This is a genomic window from Gordonia insulae (genome assembly GCF_003855095.1).
Classification (GTDB): Bacteria; Actinomycetota; Actinomycetes; order Mycobacteriales; family Mycobacteriaceae; genus Gordonia; species Gordonia insulae.
Genome location: NZ_CP033972.1, coordinates 2,458,159 through 2,477,253, shown reverse-complemented (window position 1 = coordinate 2,477,253; position 19,095 = coordinate 2,458,159). Strand labels below are relative to the sequence as shown.

Genomic DNA, 19,095 nt, shown 5'->3' with positions numbered 1-19,095 from the left:
GACAGTTGGTCGCGAGCGAGCGTCGCGAGCCCCTCCAGGCCCATCGAGGCCACTCACCTGAAGGAATACAATGGAACTCAAAGGTCAGTCGTTCGCCATCACCGGTGGTGCATCCGGATTGGGGCTCGCCACCGCGAGTCGCATCGTCGACGCGGGCGGCCAGGTCACCGTGATCGACCTGCCGACATCCGACGGCGCGGCGGTCGTCGAGCAGCTTGGGTCGTCGGCGACGTTCGCGCCGGCCGACATCACCGATCGCGAACAATTCGCCGCGGCCCTCGACGTCGCCGACGATCGGGGCGGACTGCGTGGGCTCGTCCACTGCGCCGGTGCGGGTCGGCGGATGCGGATTCTGGACAAGGCGGGCAACGCCGGATCGGTCGACGATTTCGAGTTCGTCATCAGGCTGAATCTGGTGGGCTCGTTCAACGCTCTGGCTCTGGGAGCCGAGCGGATGGCGCGTCTCGACGAACTCGACGGCGAGCGCGGCAGCATCGTCCTGACCGCATCCGTCGCCGCCTTCGAAGGACAGATCGGCCAGATCAACTACAGCGCATCGAAAGCCGGGATCGTCGGCATGACGATCGTCGCCGCGCGAGATCTGGCGAGCAAGCTGATCCGCGTCAACACCATCGCACCCGGAACCATGGACACGCCGCTGTTGGCGCGCCTGCGCGACGACGTCCGCACTTCGCTGGCCGAGAGCATCCCGAATCCGTCGCGGTTGGGTAAGCCCTCGGAGTTCGGTCAGCTCGCGGTCTCGATCCTGGAGAACAGCTATCTGAACGGTGAGACGATCCGCCTCGACGGGGCCATCCGCATGGCGCCCCGGTGAGCGGCAGCGCGATGAGTACCGAACTGCACTATCCGGCCGTCACCATGGCAGTTCTGCCACCGAGCATGGCCAGAATGTACGGCTCGCGTGCGGCGGTCATCGACGGCGACCGGGTGCTGAGCTTCGACGACCTCGACATCGAAACAGCACGCGTGGCAGCGGCATTGCGTGCCTCCGACATCGGCGACCGTGATGTCGTGCTGCTGCATCTGACGAATAGTATCGAGTTCATCGTCGCCTACTACGGGTCGCTACGAGCCGGCGCCACCGTCACCCTGGTGAACCCGCTGCAGCCGGTGCCCGGGCTACGCGCACAGCTCGTCGAGACGGGTGCGGTGGCCGCGTTCACCGGGGTGGAACAACTCGACCGTCTGCTGGACGCTGCACTCGACGTGTCTCTGCGTGCCGTGGTGCTCGCCGACGGCGAAGGCCGGACGGCACCCGATGGCGTGGTCACGCTCACCGACTTCACCGCCGGCCATATGTCTGCACCCGTCACCGAGGTGGTCTCCGACGACATCGCGCATCTCGCTTTCACGGGCGGCACCACAGGTGTCTCCAAGGGAGTGCAGGTGTTGCACCGCAACGTGATCGGGAATGTCACCCAGATGATCGGCTGGCGGGCAGGACATGCCGTGGTCGAGAGTCACGGTGGGATCGAGCTGACGCCGCGGGGAGAGGATCGTCGGGGTGTGGTGCCCGGCGATGCGGCGACCGTGGTGGTCTCGCCGCTGTTCCATGCGCACGCGTTGATCAACATGTCCTTCCTGCTGTTGTGCGGTGCGACCCACGTGCTGGCCGGTCGGTTCGATCCGTCGAAGATGTTGGCGCTCATCGAGCGTCATCGGGCGACGTATGTCACCGGCAGCCCGGCGATGTGGCACGCGTTGGCCACTCATCCCGAGGTGGGCACGCGCGATCTGTCCTCGGTGCAGGTGGTCTCGTCGGGGGCGGCGCCAATTGATGGGGTGACGCTGGAACACCTTCGGTCGGCCTTCCCGTCGGGCGCCGTCGTGGAGGGCTACGGATTGACCGAGGCGACCTGTCTGGTCTCGTCCGCCCCGCTCACTGCTGCCGGCGAGTACCGGCTGGGGAGCGTCGGTTTGCCCACGTACGACACCGAGGTCGAGATCCGTTCGGTCGTCGACCGGGCGGTGGTGCTCGGCGCGGGTGAACGCGGCGAACTGTGGGTGCGTGGACCGCAGGTTACCGCGGGCTACCTAGGGCATCCCGAGATCACCGCCGTCCAGTTCGTCGACGGCTGGCTGGACACCGGCGACATCGCCTTCCGGGACGCGGATGGCTACCTCTACATCTGTGACCGGGCCAAGGACATGTTGATCTACAAGGGCTACAACGTGTACCCGCGTGAACTCGAGGAGATCCTGGTAACCCACCCGGACGTCGCGTCGGCCGCGGTGGTCGGTCGCGATGCGGGCAGCGTCGGTCAGGAGCCGGTCGCTTTTCTGGTACCGGAGCCCGGACACGTCATCGACGGCGAGGGCGTCCGTGCTTTTGTCGCCGAACAGGTCCTGCCATACAAGAAAGTCCGCGACGTAGTCATCGTCGAAGAGCTGCCGACCTCGGCGGCCGGCAAGGTCCAGAAGGTCGCGCTGCGGGAGCGTCTCGCCACGGCGTGACCTGACGATGCGAGTGCACCTCGGTGTCGCACATCGCGCACCGTCCGACCTGATGAGTCGGGGCCGTCGGATGCGTGACACCGGTGTGGGTGGCACGTTCGCTCTATGGAGTTGTCAAGGGACGGTTGGGTCCCGGTTTTCGCCGGGTGCGTTGGTGTTTGCTGGGGTGGGTGTCAGGCGGCGGTGGGTAGGTTGTCGAGGGTCAGGGTGCGTCGGTTGTAGGCGGGTAGGGGTGTCCTCTGCGGGTCGACCTCTGTGGGTGGGATGAGCCAGGGGTGGTTGTCGGTGCCGATGATCACGTCCCAGCCGTTGTGGTGGATGTCGGCGTGGCAGGACGGGCAGAGTAGGCAGCCGTTGTCCAGGACGGTTGCGCCGTTGTGGGCCCAGTGTTGGATGTGGTGGCCGTGGGAGCGGGCGGCGGGTGCGCCGCATTTGATGCAGCACTCGTCGCGGATGTAGAGCGCGGTGCGGAGGTGTCCGGTGAAAAAGCGGTCGTTTTTGCTGAGCTGTAGGGGGACCTGTTGGTCGTCGATGATGACGGTGGTGACTGTCGCGTCACAGGACAACTGCTGCAGGGTGGTTTCGGTGAGTGATCCCATGAACTGCAGGGTGGCGGTGGTGGGGCGTTCGGCGGGCACGGTGATCAGCACTTGGGGTCGGGGTGTGGAGGTGGTCGTGTCGCCGCGGGCGGCGAGGTCCAGAACGGTTTCGAGGGCGTCGGCGTGGCGGCGGGCGGTGGAGCGGGCGTCGGGGGAGCCGTCGGGTTCGGGGCGGGGTGCGCCGAAGTGTTCGAGGGCGGCCTGAAACTTTTCGCCGACTTCGGTGTCGAGGTCGGCGCGGATGTGGAGGCGTCCGTGGTCTTCGTGGTGGGTGAGGGTGTTGAGGGTGCGGTCTTCTCCGGCGGGTAACCCGCCGGCGGTGGTGGCGGCCAGGTCGTTGCCGAGTTGTTTGGCGCGGTGTGCGATCTGGGCGGGGGTGGCGCCGGAGAAGTAGTGGCCGAGCAGGTCGCTGACCTGGGTGTAGCGAGCCTCGCTGTCGACGGGTTGGGGTGATCGCTGCGCGATGTGGGTGATGCCGGTGGTGATGGCGTCGATGTGTTCGGCGGGGATGGCGCCGTCGGCGGCGTGGGCGTGCAGGGTCGGCAGGGTGGTGGTGGAGCCGGCGATGCGGATCAGGCGTGCGGCGACCGCGGGCGCGTAGCCCATGACGATCAACAGTTCCCGTGTCTTACGACCGTGGGTGGTGGCGACGCCCAGGCGGTCGAGGGTGGCGACCAGGTGTGCGGCGTGGTGGTCGATCAGGTTGCGTAGCGTCAGGATGGTGCGCATCGCGTTGAACGCGTCCCGGCCGGACAGGTCGTCGTCGATGGTGAGGTCGCGCAGGGTGTCGGTGAGGGTGGGCAGGTCTGACACGGTGGTCATGGCGGGGCCTTTCAGAGAACACGGTTACGGCTGTCGGGCGTCGTCATCGTTTCTCTGGGTGACAGAACTGGCTGTCCTGTCGCCCGGCTTCGCTGTCATCAATTCATCTGTTGGGAACCAGAGTATCGGTGGGTACCGACAAGCTTGTTCGCGTCGTCACAAGGTGTGCACATCGTCGAACTTCTCGGTCCCGCGGTGTGCGTCGTCATCTCGACCGTCGGGGACGAGCGTACCGGCAACCACCGACAGGCTCGGAATCATCTGCAGGGCAACACCACCGGAACTCCGGGCGACAGAGCTGGATGTCCTGTCGCCCGTTTCGCTGTCATCGTCGATCTGTTCGGAACCAGCCTATCGGTGGGTACCGACAAGTTCGTTCGCGTCGTCACAAGGTGTGCACAGTGTGGAACTCTTCGGTCCCGCGGTGTGCGTCGTCATCTCGACCGTCGGGGACGAGCGTACCGGCAACCACCGACAGGCTCGGAATCATCTGCAGGGCAACACCACCGGAATCTCCGGGCGACAGATCTGGATGTCCTGTCGCCCGTTTCGCTGTCATCGTCGATCTCCTGAACCAGAATATCGGTGGGTACCGACAAGTTTGATCGCGTCGTCAGGAGTGTGCACAAGTGTGGAACTCTTCGGTCCCGCGGTGCGCGTCGTCATCTCGACCGTCTGTGTGCAGAGTACCGGCAACCACCGACAGGGTTCGGAACCATCTGCAGGGCAACACCACCGGAACTCCGGGCGACAGAACTCGCTGTCCTGTCGCCCGTTTCGCTGTCATCGTCGATCTCCTGAACCAGAATATCGCAGGGCGCCGACAAGTCCGTTCGCGTCATCACCAGGGTACGTCGTCATTTCGATCGCGTGCGAACAGCGTACCGTCAACCACCGACAGATCCGGATCCGTCGACTACCGAAGCACTTGAAATCTCCTGCACTGCAGCGTAACTGCCTAAGGCTGATACGCCGTCGGCGCATCCGTCACCGAGCCGCGTGCACCACCGCATAGGCTTCACCCCGGAACTTGGCCGGCGTCGTGCTGACCGCCGGTCGGGTCAGGAGATACGCGAGCGCCACGTGAGCCTGCGCGATCCCCGGGCCTCGGCGATCTCGACGATCACGTCGACGGTGCGGTACAGCTGCTCGACGTCACGCACCGGCGGTTCGGTCCGGGCCTCGATGTGCCGGCCGTTGTCGGGGCTGCGGTCGCGTCGGTACTTGCCGGTCAACAGGCCACCCGCGAGCGGACTCCAGACCATCACGCCGAGAACCTGATCCACCGACAGGGGCAACAATTCGTACTCGGCCTCGCGACTCTGCAGCGAGTCATAGATCTGGTTGCTGATGAACCGCTGATATCCCTGGTGATCGGAGATGGCCAGCGCGTTCATCAGCTGCCATCCGCGTAATTCGCCCCGCCCAGATAGCGCACCGGGCCGTCGCAGGTTCGCCGCGACGGCCAACAGGATGTGGTACCTCGACAGCCCGGCACTACTCCACGCCCGACCGCACGGCGATCAGCGTTGCGCGCGCTTCACCAGATTCCGGCCGATGATCAACCGTTGGATCTCGCTGGTGCCCTCGTACAGACGCAGCAGGCGCACGTCACGGTAGATCCGTTCGACGGGGACGTCACGCATGTAGCCGCTGCCGCCGTGTACCTGCACGGCGAGATCCGCGACCTTGCCGACCATCTCGGTACAGAAGAGTTTCGCCGCAGACGGGGCGATCCGCCGGTCTGTCTCGTCGACCCATGCCCGAGCTGCGTCGCGGACCATCGCGCGGCCGGCCATGACACCGGTCTGCTGGTCGGCCAGCATCGCCTGCACCAGCTGGAACTCGCCGATCGCGGTGCCGCCCTGGGTGGCGCTTGCCGCCCAGGCCACCGACTCGTCGAGGGCGCGTTGCGCGGTACCGACCGACAGGGCTGCGATGTGCACGCGGCCTCGCGCGAGCGACGTCATCGCCGCGCGGTACCCGACGTCTTCGCTGCCGCCGACCAGCGCCGCGGCGGGTACGCGGACATCGTCGAAGTGGACATCCGAGGTCCACGCGCCTTCCTGCCCCATCTTGCGGTCCTTCGCGCCCACGGTGATGCCCCGGGTCTCGGCGGGAACCAGGAACACGGCGATCCCGGTGCCGTCCGAGTCCGCCGGTCGGGTCCGCGCGAACACGACGAACAGATCGGCGAGCGGCGCGTTGGTGATGAACCGCTTCTCGCCGGTGATCACCCAGTCGGAACCGTCGCGGACGGCCTTGGTCCGCAGCCCTGCCGGGTCTGATCCGGCGCCCGGCTCGGTGAGTGCGAACGAGGCGACGACCTCGCCGGAGGCGATCTTCTCCAGCCAGCCGGACTTCTGCTCGTCGGTACCGAAACCGACCAGGACCTGCCCGGCGATGCCGTTGTTGGTGCCGAACATCGACCGCAGCGCCAACGAGGTGTAGCCGAGTTCCATCGCCAGTTCGACGTCCTGGGTCAGGTCGAGTCCGAGGCCACCCCATTCCTGCGGGATGGCATACCCGAAGAGGCCCATCTCCTTGGCGGTGGCCCGGATGTCGTCGGGGATGGCGTCGTTGTCCAGGATCTCCTGTTCGCGCGGCACGACCTTCTCGCGGACGAACTCACGTGTCGCGGCGAGGATGTCGGCGAAGTCCTCGCCGCTGACCTGGGAGGTGGATGCTGAGGTGTTCATGACGCTGGTCATTCTCCCACTCTGGCGTCCACTCGTGGGCGAGTCCACTACGAACTCGCTACCGCTCCGTTAGGCGTTACGAATGGATCGGCCGGGGTCGGATCCGGCCACGGGCCGGTAGATTCCGACGCATGGCACCTTCTGCACCTCAGACCCTGCTCGACGGACGCACCGCGGTGATCACTGGTGCCGCGCAGGGGATCGGTTTCGAGATCGCGCGGTCGTTCGTGGAGGCCGGCGCACGGGTGGTGATCGGCGACCTCGACCTGGACGCGGCGGCCGCCGCCGCCGACAAGCTCGGCGGCGGCAGGGTGGCGCGGGCCGTGCGCTGCGACGTCGTCGATGCCGAGCAGGTCGATGCGCTGCTCGCCGACGCGGTCGAAGGTTTCGGGTCGCTCGACGTGCTGGTCAACAACGCCGGCATCACCCGGGACGCGACGATGCGCACGATGACCGAGGACGACTTCGATCTGGTCATCGCGGTACACCTCAAGGGGACGTGGAACGGCACCCGCAAGGCCGCCGCGATCATGCGCGAGGCCAAACGCGGCGCGATCGTGAACATCTCGTCGCTGTCGGGGAAGGTCGGCATGGTGGGACAGACGAACTACTCCGCGGCCAAGGCGGGCATCGTCGGCATGACCAAGGCCGCGGCCAAGGAGATGGCGCATCATGGCGTGCGTGTCAACGCGATCCAGCCCGGACTGATCCGATCGGCGATGACCGAGGCGATGCCGCAGAAGGCGTGGGATCAGAAGATGGCCGAGATCCCGATGAAGCGGGCGGGCGAAGTCGACGAGGTCGCCTCGGTCGCGCTGTTCCTCGCGTCCGACATGTCCTCCTACATGACCGGCACCGTGCTCGAGGTGACCGGCGGACGGTTCATGTGACCGCCCCTGCCCGCCGCCGATCTCCTGGCTCGTCGAACAAGAAAGGCCTGCAATGAAAGACACCGTTCTGCGCGATGTGGTGATCTGCGAACCGGTCCGCACCCCGATCGGGCGCTACGGCGGGATGTTCAAGGGCGTGACGGCGGTCGATCTCGGTGTCACCGCCTTGCGCGGCCTGCTCGACCGCACCGGACTCGCACCCGAACTCGTCGACGACGTCGTCCTCGGACATTGCAACGGCAACAGCGAGGCGCCCGCCATCGGTCGGGTCGTCGCGCTCGACGCCGGGCTGCCGATCACGGTGGGCGGCATGCACATCGACCGTCGATGCGGCTCGGGACTGCAAGCCGTCATCCAGGCGGCGTTCCAGGTCGCGGCCGGCGACAACGACGTGGTGATCGCGGGCGGTACCGAGTCGATGAGCAACGCGTCGTTCTACTCTGTCGACATGCGGTGGGGTGGCGCCCGAACCGGAATCGCCATGCACGACAGCCTGGTCCGCGCCCGGTCGACGGCCGGTGGCAAGAACTACCCGGTCCCCGGCGGCATGATCGAGACCGCGGAGAACCTCCGCAAGGAGTACGAGATCTCGCGCGCCGAGCAGGACGAACTCGCCGTCGAATCACATCTGCGTGCCGTCCGGGCGCAGAAGGACGGCATCCTCGCCGAGGAGATCATCCCGGTGACTGTCCGGGGCCGCGGCGGAGACCAGATCATCGACACCGATGAACACCCGCGACCCGACGTCTCGGTGCAATCGCTGGCAAAGCTCAAGCCGATCATGGGTACAACGGACCCGGACGCCACGGTGACCGCGGGAAACGCCAGCGGGCAGAACGATGCGGCGGCGATGTGCATCGTGACGACACCCGACGTGGCGCAGCAGCACGGCCTGCGTCCCCTGGTGCGGCTGGTGTCCTGGGCCGTGGCCGGGGTCGCGCCACGCACGATGGGCATCGGTCCGGTGCCGGCGACGGAGAAGGCCTTGGCGAAGGCGGGATTGACGCTCACCGACATCGACGTCATCGAACTGAACGAGGCATTCGCGGCCCAGGCGCTCGCCGTGACCCGCGAATGGGGCTTCGGGCGATTCGGTGCCGGTGGCGACTTCGACCGGACCAACGTGCACGGTTCGGGCATCTCGCTCGGTCATCCCGTCGGCGCCACCGGCGTTCGCATGCTGGCCTCGCTGGCCCGCGAATTGCGCCGCCGCGACGCACGATACGGGCTGGAGACCATGTGCATCGGCGGCGGGCAGGGCCTCGCCGCCGTCTTCGAGAACGTCGGCTGAGTTCCGCCGACCAGGTCCTCAGGGACCGGATGGTTGCTCGCTGAGCAGTTCCACGAACGCATGCCCCACCGGTGACAGGGCGGCCGGGTCGTATGCGATCGCGAACGGCCGCGCGATGCGTGGTTCGACCGATCGCATGACGGCCCGATCGGCGACGGACTCGGCGGCTGATCGTTCGACGATCGTGCCGCCGATCCCGGCCAGCACCATCGGAAGTCGTTCCTCCCGGTGTTCGGAGAGCACCGCGAGCGGTGGACGTACGCCGCCGACCCGGATCTGCTCCTCGATCTCGTCGGCGACCGACTGACCCCGTGGCACGAACACCATCGGGGACGTGGGTAGATCCTGAAGCGCGATCGGTCCGTCCGGCAGTGAGGTCCCCGGCGGATAGAGCAGGACGAACTCCTGCTCGCCGAGCACGACCACCTCGAGGCCCTCACCGGCGATCGGGAGATGGGCGACGACGAACTCGCAGTGCCCGTCCTCGAGGACCGCCGCTGCCTGGGTCTCGTCGCGGAGCTCGCCGAATCGCACCGCGACCCGCGGATAGCGCCGACGGAACTCGGCGATCAACTCGACGATGGCGCCGCTCGCGATCGCCGGGAACGTCAGGATCTCCAGCCGCCCGGTGAGTTCCCCCTCCGATGCCGCCAACAGATCCTCGACCACGCCGACGTCGCGCACGATCTGCCGGGCCGGGCCGACCATCGTCCGGCCCGCCGAACTCAGCACCATCCCGCGACCGATCCGGTGGAACAGCTGGACGCCGAGCTCACGTTCGAGAGCCCGAAGTGCCTGTGACACAGTGGGTTGTGCGACACCCAGGGCGCCTGCTGCGCCGCCGATGCCCTCGTGCTCGACCACCGCGAGGAAATATTCGACCTGTCTGAGTTCCATGTGTCTACCACGCGCCGAACTCGGTGGGGTCCGTGCTGATCCCGACGTGGCCCTTGGCGATCGCGATGAACGCCATGGCCGCGGGCGACGGTCGTCCCGACCGCAGCACCAGGCCGAACGACCGGCTCAACGGTGGGTCGAGCCGCAGACGGAGTGCGTCGGGCATCTGCTGCTCGGCGACCACACGCGGTGCGATCGTGGCGCCGGTGCCGCGTTCGACGAGATCCCAGGTGGCCGTGGGGTGTGCGCAGTCGACGACCACGTTGCGTGCATCGTCGTCGATGAGATCGCCGAGCACGGCCGCGGTGCCCGGGTCGGCGTTGTCGACCACCAGTGGGATGGACCGCACGGCCCGACGTGGCACCGGATCGACCAGATCCGCACCGATCCCGGGTGGGGCGGTCAGCACGAGTTCCTGAGTCCCGAGTGAGATCGCGGTGAATGTCGCATGCTCGGCCTCGGTATCCATCAGACCGACCTCGGCGTCACCACTGCGCAACGACGCCAACACGCCACTGGGCCCGTCGGCCGCGACGACCCGCGCCGCGAGGCGCGGGAATCGTTCGCGGAACACCCGGATCATCTCCACCAGGGGATCGATGCTGAACGCCGCGTGCGTGACGATGTCGACCCGACCGGCACGGAGCTCACGAACCGCCTCCACCTTGGCCTTCGCGCGGTCGACGTCGGCCAGGATGCGCCGGGCCGCGACGTCGAGTTTGCGGCCGGCCTCGGTCAGTTCCAGCCGACGGCCCGTCCGATCGAACAGCGTCACCCCCAGGCGACGTTCGAGCGTCCGGATCGCCTGCGACAGCGACGGCTGCGAGATGTAGAGCGACTGCGCCGCCCGGGTGATCCCGCCATGATCCACCACCGCTACGAAGTAGGTGACGAGGTGCAGGTCCACCTCAGTGATCGTACGGATGGTCGGTGGCCCGAGGGGTCATCGTGCGGGGTGAATCCGGCCCGCCGTCACTTGCCGGTCCAGTTGGGTGCCCGCTTCTCGGCGAAGGCGCGCGCACCCTCCTGCGCGTCGTCCGAGCCGAAGACCGGACCGAGGTGCTCCCACTGGGCCTTGATCAGCTCGGGGTCGGTGTAGCGGATCGCCATCGAGACGACCTGTTTGGTCGCGCGCACGGCCAGCGGGCCGTTGGCCGCGATGGTCGCGGCGAGCTCGCGGGCCCCGGCGAGCGCGTCACCGGGCTCGGTCAGCCGGTTGACCAGGCCGAACTCGTGGGCGCGTGCCGCGCTGAGCGGTTCGCCCGTGAGCGCCATCTCCATCGCCAGCTGATAGGGCAGAGTCTTGGGCAGGCGCAGCAGACCGCCGGCCGCCGCGGCCAGTCCGCGCTTGACCTCGGGGATGCCGAACTTCGAGTCCCGGGCGGCGACGATGAGGTCGGAGGTCAACGCGAGTTCGCAGCCACCGGCCAACGCCCAGCCCTCGACCGCGGCGATGAGCGGCTTGGTCGGCGGGGAGTCGGCGAGACCGCCGAATCCGCGGCCCGGGAGCGTGACGTTCTCGCCCCGGGTGAACGCCTTCAGGTCCATCCCCGCGCAGAACGTGCTGCCGGCGCCGGTGAGGATGCCGATGGTGATGTCGTCGCGGGATTCGAGCTCGTCGATCGCGGCCGCGATGCCCTCGGCGACGGCCAGATTGACTGCGTTCTTCGCCTCGGGCCGGTTGATCGTGATGACGGCGACGCCGTCGGCGAACTCGGTGAGCACGTCGCTCATCGGGGACTCCTGACTTCGGTGGGGGACGGGGCGTGTGTCGCCGTCCATCGGATCGGTATGCCTTCGGTGGGGGTCAGTATGCCCCGCTGCTGCAGGACGACGAGGTGTGCGTTGGTCTCGCCCAATGCCATCCGGCTGAGCGGGACCGACAGTTGCTCGAACGGACGGGACCAGGTCACCGAGCGGGTGATGTCCCAGGCCGTGCTCTGCGGCTCGGCGACGACCGCCGCGGTGATCTCGTCGAGTCGTTCCTCATGATGTGCGAGGAGGTGGGTCACCCGGTCGGCGAGCCCGCGGAACCGGTACTCGTGTGACGGCAGGGCCTCGAGGTCGGGCAGATGCTCGGTGTTCGCCAACGAGATCAGATACTCCGACAGCGGATTGTGCGACTGGAAACGATTCGTCGACACATTCGGGCTGATCCGGGGGAGGAGATGGTCGCCGGTGAAGATGACACCCGCATCCTCGTCGACAAAGCAGAGGTGACCCGCGGTGTGTCCCGGCGTCCACAGCGCCCGGACATTCCAGCCGGGAAGGTCCAGGGGGTCGCCGTCGTCGAGTTCGACATCCATGGTGCGGCCGTCCGGCAGGCGGGCGATCTCGCGGAATCCGGTGTCCACGACGTCGGTCGGCGCGCCGTGGATCTCGAGTTCCCGCTGCGCGCCGTCGATCTGTCGCTCGATCTCCGCCTCGGTGACGTGGTGCAGGTGACGTGCATCGTTGCGGTGCATCGCGAGCACCGGGTCGGTGTGTTCGAGCAGTCGGGGGACCAGGCCGAAGTGATCGGGATGCAGGTGGGTGATGGAGACGTGCCGGACATCGGTCACATCGTGTCCGGTGGCGTGCAGACCGTCGACGAGGGCGTGCCAGGATTCGTCGGTGTTCCACCCGGTGTCGATGAGGGCGACACCCTCGGGGAGGGCGAGGGCGTAGATGAGGACGTATCGCAGCGGGTTGCCCGGCATCGGGACCGGGATGGACCACAGGCCGGGCCGGACCTCCTCGACCGGCGGAAGCACCTTCTCCGCCCAGGCCTCGCGTTGACGATGGCCGGTGACCTCGATCGTGGTCATTTCACCTCCAGATGATGCCGCCGACGGGCCGGACGGTTGCGGCGATCAACTTCCATCGGATCATGAGGCGGCCTTCATGTTCAAAGTGGGTCCGACTCAGACACGATGAGGAACTGCCTATGGCCTCCGGTGATGCATCACGTTGACGGGTCCGGGGCCGGAAGGCGATGGTTGCCCGGTGGATGCCGATCACCTGTCCCTCCCGCTGGCCGGGATCACCGTCGTCGCGCTGGAGCAGGCCGTCGCCGCGCCCCTGGCGACCCGACATCTCGCCGACATGGGTGCGCGGGTCATCAAGGTCGAGCGGGTCGGTGAGGGCGACTTCGCCCGCAACTACGACGACGTGGTGCACGGTCTGGCCTCCCACTTCGTCTGGCTCAATCGTGGCAAGGAGTCGTTGTCCCTCGATCTGAAGTCGGACTCGGGGCGCGACGTGCTGCGCCGACTGGTCGCACGGTCGGACGTCTTCCTGCAGAATCTCGCGCCCGGTGCAGCGGCCAGGCTCGGATTCGGCGCCGACGACCTGCGCGCCGACCACGACGGCCTGATCGTCGTCGACATGTCCGGCTACGGCGATGCCGGTCCGTATCGCGAGCGCAAGGCCTACGACATGCTGGTGCAGGCCGAGGCCGGCTTGATCTCGGTGACCGGTAGCGCCGACGAGGTCGCGAAGACCGGCATCCCCACCTCGGACATCGCCGCCGGGATGTACGCGCTGACCTCGATTCTCGGTGCCCTCGTGCGGCGCGGTTCGACCGGGGCGGGTGCCTCGATCTCCGTGTCGATGTTCGACGCGACGGTGGAGTGGATGGGGCATCCGATGTACATGCGGCTGTACGGCGATCGGCAGATCGCGCGGTCGGGGGTCGGTCACGCCGCGATCGTCCCGTACGACCGTTATCCCACCAGCGACGGCGAGATCCTGATCGGTGTCCAGAACGACCGGGGCTGGCGGGTTCTCATCGCGGACGTGCTGTCGCGGCCCGACCTGGCCGACGACCCGCGCTATGCCACCAACATCGACAGGGTCGAGCGGCGCGGGGAGGTCGACGCCGCCGTCGCGGTCGAGACCAAACGGTTCACCACCGCCGAACTCGACGAGAAGCTCGCCGCCGCAGGAATTCCCGCGGCCGAGATCCGGGAACTCGACGGTGTGGTCGCGCATCCTCAACTGTCCGAACGCGATCGGTGGCGCGATGTCGACACCGAGGCCGGACCGATCCGCGCGTTGCTGCCGCCGATGACCTTCGCCGACGTCGAACTCCCCATGGGTCCCGTGCCCGCTCTCGGCGAGCACACGGAGACCATTCTCCGGGAGCTCGACGGCGATCCACACTGAACCCGCCTGACCCGACCCCGCCGAATCCAAACCCGGCGAATCCGACCCCGCCGAATCCGGGTCGTCGGGAGCCGGAGGGTTGTCAGGGGTTGTCGGCGCCCAATTCCGGCGCGGGACCGGTGAAGTAGTGCACGCCGTCGAAGGCTGCGGGTAGACCGGCGGCGAGGAACGTCCCGATCTTCGGCTGGTCCAGTTCCGCGAAGAGCGGGTTGTCGGCGAGCGTGCCGGATGCGACGACATCCTCGAAGCTGCGGTACTGCTCCGACAGCACCGACGACTTCTCCAGTGCGGCTGCCACTTCGGCCGTGGTGTGGCGGGCGAACCAGGGCTCGACGAGTGCGGTGATGACACCTCGATGTGTGAACCGGTCGGCTTCGGTGCCGAAGTCGGCGCCGAGTGCCGTGGCCACGGCCTCGACGGCCTCGCCCACGCCGGTCATCTCCACGAGGTCCCGGAAGTGGCGAGAGGTGAGGGCCACGATCATGAACCGTCCGCCGTCGCGCGTGACGAAATCGGTTCCGTACGTGCCGTACACGTCGTTGCCGGTACCCGGTCGGCTCCGGCCGGTGACCTGCGGTTCGGTCAGGTAGCCGAGCGTGCTGGCGATCGACAACGCGGTGTCCTCGAGCGGCAACGTGATGTGCGCACCGAGCCCGGTCGCCTCACGCCGCCGGACCGCGGCGGAGATGGCCAGTGCCGCATACAGCCCGCAGGCCAGGTCCCACGCCGGGAGCACGTGGTTGACCGTACCGGCGTGGTCGACCGGACCGGTGATCATCGGGAAGCCGAGGCCGGCGTTGACGGTGTAGTCGACGCCGGGTGTGCCGTCGGTGCGGCCGAGGATCTCGCAGGTGATGACATCGGGTCGGACCCCGGACAGGGTCTCGTGACTCATCCACGCCCGGCCGGCCTGGTTGGTCAGGAGGATGCCGCCGCCCTCGCCCGACTCGGCGACCAGTCGCTGCACCAGTGACTGGCCCTCGGGCGAACGCAGGTCGGCCGTGACAGATCGCTTGCCCTTGTTCAGCCCCGTCCAGTAGATGGACTCTCCGTCGTCGGTGACGGGCCAGCGGTTGACGTCGGCGGCGCCCCCGACCGGGTCGACGCGGGTGACGTCGGCGCCGAGTTGCGACAGGGTCAGCCCGGCCAGCGGCGACGCGATGAAGCTCGACACCTCGATGATGGTCAGACCGGCGAGTGGCTTGTCCGGGGTGGTCACGTTGAGCTCCCTTGTGGTTCGGTCTTCGGAGTGGATCACGCTGATCGCGTCATACCGGGTGGATCACGCCATGAGGGCGCGGAAACGCCAGTCGAGGACGGGGCGTGGGTCGCTGTCGGCGACGTGCGCGCTGACCACGGACCGCAGATCGAGCACCCCGCCGGATTCCAGCCCGACCGCCTGTTCGACGAACAGTTCACTCGTCAGGGTGTCGCCCTCGTGGACCGGACCGGTGTGATCGCAGGATGCCCAATCCAGGACGGTCACCAGGTTGGGCAGGGCCCGATTGGCCTGGGCGAGGGCCACTCCGATCGTATGTCCGCCATAGACCAGACGCCCGGCGGCACCGACCCGTTCATCGTGGTGCGTCGCCGCGACGTTGAGGGTGAGTCGCGCCAGCTCCGGGGCGCTGGACACCACATCACCGCTCGATGCGTAGACGTTGCCGGTCAGATCGGCCGAGAAGTGCTGTCCACGAACCGCATCGCGGTAGACCGACAGGTCCCAGGCCGGCACCACCGGATCGCCCGACGTGTCGGCGCCGATCGCCGCGAGATTGTCGGAGTGCCGGACCCTGTCGGGATCCGGCGAGGCACTCAACGGCAGCATCGCGCATCGATGGAAGTCCAGGACCACCGTCCCGTCCTGATCCGAGGTGATGATGTGCAGGGCGGCAAGTCCGGTCGGCGCGCGTCCGGGCCTCCCCGAGTTCTCCCGCAGCCCCACGACTTCCGTCCTGGTGGTGAGGGTGTCGCCGAGGTGCGGATGGGTCAGGAACCGCAGTCCCCGGTAGAAGAGGTTCGCCTTCACGTGGTGCGTGGCCAGCGTCGACTGCCCGATCGCGAGATCGCACACCAGTCCGGGATGGGCGATCGGACGGTCGCGCCCGGTGACCCGCTCGGTCAGCGTGACGTCGAGCGGGAGGCGCATCCGGTCCCCGAGGATGGCCTGATGGGTCGCCGCCAGACCCGAGGTGAGGGTCACCGACGGGGCGTCGTCGAAGGTCTGACCGACGGCCAGCTCGTCGAAATACGGGCCGCCGACAGGGATTCGGCCGGCGCTCATGCCGGCTCCGCCTTCGCCAGCACACGCCGCGCGGACACCGCGAGCGCCTCGTCGAGCATGCGGCCGTCGAGTTTGGCGGCACCGTCACCGCGTGCGGCAGCCTCATCCAACGCGTCGAGTACTCGTCGCGCATCGGCGACGGCGTCGTCGTCCGGCGTGAAAATGGCGGTTGCCGAGTCGATCTGCGCGGGGTGGATGACCCACGTGCCGTCGAAACCCAGGTCACGCACCCACGTCTTCGCTGATCGGAATCCGTCGTCGTCGGCGATGGTGAGGTGGGGCCCGTCGATCACCGAGATCCCCGCGGCGCGAGCGGCCACGAGTACGGCGTCCTGGATCGGATGCCATACCGATTGCGGTGCCGAAGGCGGGCGGCCCAGTGTCGCACCGAGATCCGCGTAGCCGATGACCACGACGTCGAGACGATCCGACCCGGTGCACACGGCGCCGATGTCCCGTATCCCGATCGGTGTCTCGACGAGGATCTGCAGGCGGGCCGGTGCGCCGCCCAGCGAACGGTCGACGTCGGCGAGCTGCTCTGCGGTCTCGGCCTTCGGCAGCACCACGGACGACAAGGACGCGCCCATCGCGGCGCATGCGTCGAGATCCGCCTCGATCCACTCGGTGCCGAAGGCGTTGATCCGGATCGAGACCGGCCGATCCGCGCCGAACTCGGCGACCAGTGCCGCGGCAGCGGCGCGGGCGGTGTCCTTCTGGTCGGGCGTCACGGCATCCTCGAGGTCGAGAACGACCTCGTCAGCGGCGGACGCGAGCGCCTTGCGGGCTTTGCGGTCGTCGGAAGCGGGCGCGACGAGCGCGGCCCGCCGTCGATGTGTCTGCACGAGATTCCTCGATCCATGTACGGCCAAATCGGTGGCCAAATCGGTTCCCCAAGAACTACTACCAGACCGCCGACGGCAACGGAAGGGCGAGGGTGAAGTGCCACAATTCGTGCGAAGAGGGTTGACAACCGCGATCGTCCCCAGGAATATGGCCGTACAAATGTCCAGTAAATGTAGTGCTTCCTGTGTGAGGTGGGTTCATGAGCACCCTGAACGCCGAAGAGTCGTTCCTCGTCGACACCGTGCGCGCGTTTGTCGATCGTGATGTGAAGCCGACGGTTCGCGACGTCGAGCATGACAACGAGTACCCGGAGAAGTGGATCGAGCAGATGAAGCAGATCGGGATCTACGGGTTGGCGGTGCCTGAGGAGTACGGGGGTTCGCCGGTGTCGATGCCGTGTTATGCGCGGGTGACCCAGGAGTTGGCGCGGGGGTGGATGAGTCTGGCCGGCGCGATGGGTGGTCACACGGTGGTCGCCAAGTTGCTGACGTTGTTCGGTACCGAGGAGCAGAAGCAGCACTATCTGCCGCGGCTGGCCAGCGGTGAGATGCGTGCGACGATGGCGTTGACCGAACCCGGTGGCGGGTCGGACCTGCAGAACATGTCGACCGTGGCCAGGGTCGACGGGGACGATCTGGTGATCAGCGGTTCCAAGACGTGGATCTCCAACGCCCGCCGATCCGGGTTGATCGCGTTGCTGTGCAAGACCGACCCGGCCGCACAGCCCAAGCATCGGGGCATCTCCATCGTGTTGGTCGAACACGGTCGCGGCCTGACCGTGTCGCGGGACCTGCCCAAACTCGGCTACAAGGGGGTCGAGACGTGTGAACTGTCCTTCGACGGCTACCGCATCGCCCGCTCGGCGATCCTGGGCACCACCCCGGGGCGCGGATTCTCGCAGATGATGAAGGGCCTGGAGACCGGGCGTATCCAGGTGGCCTGTCGCGCACTCGGTGTGGCCACCGCCGCGTTGGAGGATTCGCTGGCCTACGCCCAACAACGCGAGTCGTTCGGGCAGCCGATCTGGAAACATCAGTCGATCGGCAACTACCTGGCCGACATGGCCACCAAACTCACCGCCGCCCGCCAGTTGACCTGGCATGCAGCCGACCAATACGACAAGGGCCAACGCTGCGACATGGAAGCCGGGATGGCCAAACTGTTCGCCTCCGAGGTCGCCATGGAGATCGCGCTCAACGCCGTGCGCATCCACGGCGGCTACGGCTACTCCACCGAGTACGACGTCGAACGCTACTTCCGCGACGCCCCCCTGATGATCGTCGGCGAAGGCACCAACGAAATCCAACGCAACGTCATCGCCGCCCAACTCGTCAACCGCGGCGGGATCTGACCGGCGACCGCGGTCGCCGGATAGGATTTCCGCGATGACTCACCGTGATCTCGCCGAGCCGGCCTACCGGGCCCTTGCCGGGACTCTGCGCGCGCAGATCGCCGAGGGCCTCTATCGCGGGGGCGTACGTCTGCCCACCGAGTCCGAGTTGTCCGACGAGTTCGGACTGAGCCGGCAGACCGTACGCCGTGCCTTCCAGGATCTCGTCGCAGAGGGGGCCGTGTATCGCGTGCCCGGTCGCGGGACGTTCGCCACCGAGAGCGGTGGACGTTACCTCCGGCAACTGGGGTCCATCGAAGACCTGATGAACCTGTCGGACGACACCACGATGGAGGTGGTGTCGGCACCGCGACGTCAGGTCGATCTGGAGGCCGCCGGGCGGCTCCGCCTGGACACGGATCTGGTGTACCGCATGGCATTCCGACGCTTTCATGATGGCGTGCCCTTCGTGCTGACAACGGTGTGCTGGCCGGAGCACGTGGCCCGGCTCGTGATCGACAAGCCCGAGGTCGCGGCCGGGGCGACGAGCGCGTACACCATGATCGGTCTGCTCGAGCCGCACCTGCGTGTGCCGATCGCGGAAGCAGCGCAATCGATCACCGTGTCGTCGGCCGATGGGTCGGTCGCCGCCCAGCTGAATTGCCCGGAGGGGCATGCGATGCTGCGGGTCGACCGCCTCTACAGCGACGCCGACGGCAACGCCGTCGAACTCGCGGTGAGCTATTTCCTACCCGAGCACTACACCTACCGGGTCACCCTGCGACGTAGTACGACCTGACCGCCGGGACCCGGTCGCCG

General features: G+C 67.4%; 17 protein-coding genes. 7 read left to right on the top strand and 10 right to left on the bottom strand.

Going from position 1 to position 19,095, the window contains the following annotated elements:
• Nucleotides 1-70 precede the first annotated feature (70 nt).
• Together D7316_RS11235 and D7316_RS11230 are read left to right on the top strand one after the other, a co-directional pair.
• Complete coding sequence (locus D7316_RS11235; protein ID WP_124708319.1) at nt 71-835, top strand: SDR family NAD(P)-dependent oxidoreductase; 765 nt, start codon at nt 71-73, stop codon at nt 833-835.
• Nucleotides 836-846: 11 nt separating this feature from the next.
• Nucleotides 847-2,475, top strand: a complete 1,629-nt coding sequence (locus tag D7316_RS11230; RefSeq protein ID WP_232016868.1) for a class I adenylate-forming enzyme family protein — start codon at nt 847-849, stop codon at nt 2,473-2,475.
• Between the two features lie 173 nt (nt 2,476-2,648).
• Here the strand turns inward: D7316_RS11230 and D7316_RS11225 are convergent, their stop codons facing one another.
• From D7316_RS11225 to D7316_RS11215, 3 genes are all read right to left on the bottom strand, one after another.
• Nucleotides 2,649-3,896 carry an HNH endonuclease signature motif containing protein gene (locus D7316_RS11225; protein WP_124708318.1) on the bottom strand — a complete coding sequence of 416 codons (1,248 nt, stop codon included), beginning with the start codon at nt 3,894-3,896 and terminating at the stop codon, nt 2,649-2,651.
• Nucleotides 3,897-4,957: 1,061 nt separating this feature from the next.
• A complete protein-coding gene (locus D7316_RS11220; protein WP_197718216.1) occupies nt 4,958-5,293 on the bottom strand; it encodes an aldo/keto reductase in 336 nt (111 codons plus the stop codon).
• Between the two features lie 126 nt (nt 5,294-5,419).
• Complete coding sequence (locus D7316_RS11215; protein WP_124708317.1) at nt 5,420-6,607, bottom strand: acyl-CoA dehydrogenase family protein; 1,188 nt, start codon at nt 6,605-6,607, stop codon at nt 5,420-5,422.
• A 119-nt stretch (nt 6,608-6,726) separates the two neighbouring features.
• On the opposite strand from D7316_RS11215, the gene fabG reads away from it, so the two are divergent.
• Together fabG and D7316_RS11205 are read left to right on the top strand one after the other, a co-directional pair.
• The gene (fabG, locus tag D7316_RS11210; RefSeq protein WP_124708316.1) at nt 6,727-7,485 is read left to right on the top strand and encodes a 3-oxoacyl-ACP reductase FabG; all 759 of its coding nucleotides are present in this window, start codon (nt 6,727-6,729) and stop codon (nt 7,483-7,485) included.
• 67 nt (nt 7,486-7,552) lie between these two features.
• On the top strand, nt 7,553-8,776 hold the full coding sequence (locus tag D7316_RS11205) for an acetyl-CoA C-acetyltransferase (RefSeq protein WP_124711263.1): 1,224 nt from the start codon (nt 7,553-7,555) through the stop codon (nt 8,774-8,776).
• An 18-nt stretch (nt 8,777-8,794) separates the two neighbouring features.
• Here the strand turns inward: D7316_RS11205 and D7316_RS11200 are convergent, their stop codons facing one another.
• The 4 genes from D7316_RS11200 to D7316_RS11185 all read right to left on the bottom strand — a co-directional run bounded on the left by D7316_RS11200 (nt 8,795) and on the right by D7316_RS11185 (nt 12,480).
• Complete coding sequence (locus D7316_RS11200) at nt 8,795-9,673, bottom strand: LysR family transcriptional regulator (RefSeq protein ID WP_124708315.1); 879 nt, start codon at nt 9,671-9,673, stop codon at nt 8,795-8,797.
• A gap of 4 nt (nt 9,674-9,677) precedes the next feature.
• Nucleotides 9,678-10,580, bottom strand: coding sequence for a LysR family transcriptional regulator (locus D7316_RS11195; protein WP_124708314.1), 903 nt, complete (start codon nt 10,578-10,580; stop codon nt 9,678-9,680).
• 65 nt (nt 10,581-10,645) lie between these two features.
• Entirely contained in the window at nt 10,646-11,407 is a 762-nt protein-coding gene (locus D7316_RS11190; RefSeq protein ID WP_124708313.1) for a crotonase/enoyl-CoA hydratase family protein, read from the bottom strand.
• Complete coding sequence (locus D7316_RS11185; protein ID WP_124708312.1) at nt 11,404-12,480, bottom strand: MBL fold metallo-hydrolase; 1,077 nt, start codon at nt 12,478-12,480, stop codon at nt 11,404-11,406. The genes D7316_RS11190 and D7316_RS11185 overlap by 4 nt, the downstream gene beginning before the upstream one ends.
• A gap of 178 nt (nt 12,481-12,658) precedes the next feature.
• Here D7316_RS11185 and D7316_RS11180 point away from each other — a divergent pair, with 178 nt between their 5' ends.
• Entirely contained in the window at nt 12,659-13,819 is a 1,161-nt protein-coding gene (locus D7316_RS11180; protein ID WP_124708311.1) for a CaiB/BaiF CoA transferase family protein, read from the top strand.
• A gap of 82 nt (nt 13,820-13,901) precedes the next feature.
• Here D7316_RS11180 and D7316_RS11175 read toward each other — a convergent pair whose 3' ends face one another.
• The 3 genes from D7316_RS11175 to D7316_RS11165 form a co-directional block, all read right to left on the bottom strand.
• Nucleotides 13,902-15,038, bottom strand: coding sequence for a CoA transferase (locus D7316_RS11175; protein ID WP_124708310.1), 1,137 nt, complete (start codon nt 15,036-15,038; stop codon nt 13,902-13,904).
• Nucleotides 15,039-15,101: 63 nt separating this feature from the next.
• A complete protein-coding gene (locus D7316_RS11170) occupies nt 15,102-16,103 on the bottom strand; it encodes a MaoC family dehydratase (protein ID WP_124708309.1) in 1,002 nt (333 codons plus the stop codon).
• Nucleotides 16,100-16,945: an HpcH/HpaI aldolase/citrate lyase family protein gene (locus D7316_RS11165; RefSeq protein ID WP_124708308.1), complete on the bottom strand. Its 846-nt coding sequence runs from the start codon at nt 16,943-16,945 to the stop codon at nt 16,100-16,102. The genes D7316_RS11170 and D7316_RS11165 overlap by 4 nt, the downstream gene beginning before the upstream one ends.
• A 200-nt stretch (nt 16,946-17,145) precedes the next feature.
• On the opposite strand from D7316_RS11165, the gene D7316_RS11160 reads away from it, so the two are divergent.
• Together D7316_RS11160 and D7316_RS11155 are read left to right on the top strand one after the other, a co-directional pair.
• Nucleotides 17,146-18,297, top strand: a complete 1,152-nt coding sequence (locus D7316_RS11160; protein ID WP_124708307.1) for an acyl-CoA dehydrogenase family protein — start codon at nt 17,146-17,148, stop codon at nt 18,295-18,297.
• 34 nt (nt 18,298-18,331) lie between these two features.
• On the top strand, nt 18,332-19,075 hold the full coding sequence (locus D7316_RS11155; RefSeq protein WP_124708306.1) for a GntR family transcriptional regulator: 744 nt from the start codon (nt 18,332-18,334) through the stop codon (nt 19,073-19,075).
• The last annotated feature ends 20 nt before the right edge of the window (nt 19,076-19,095 follow it).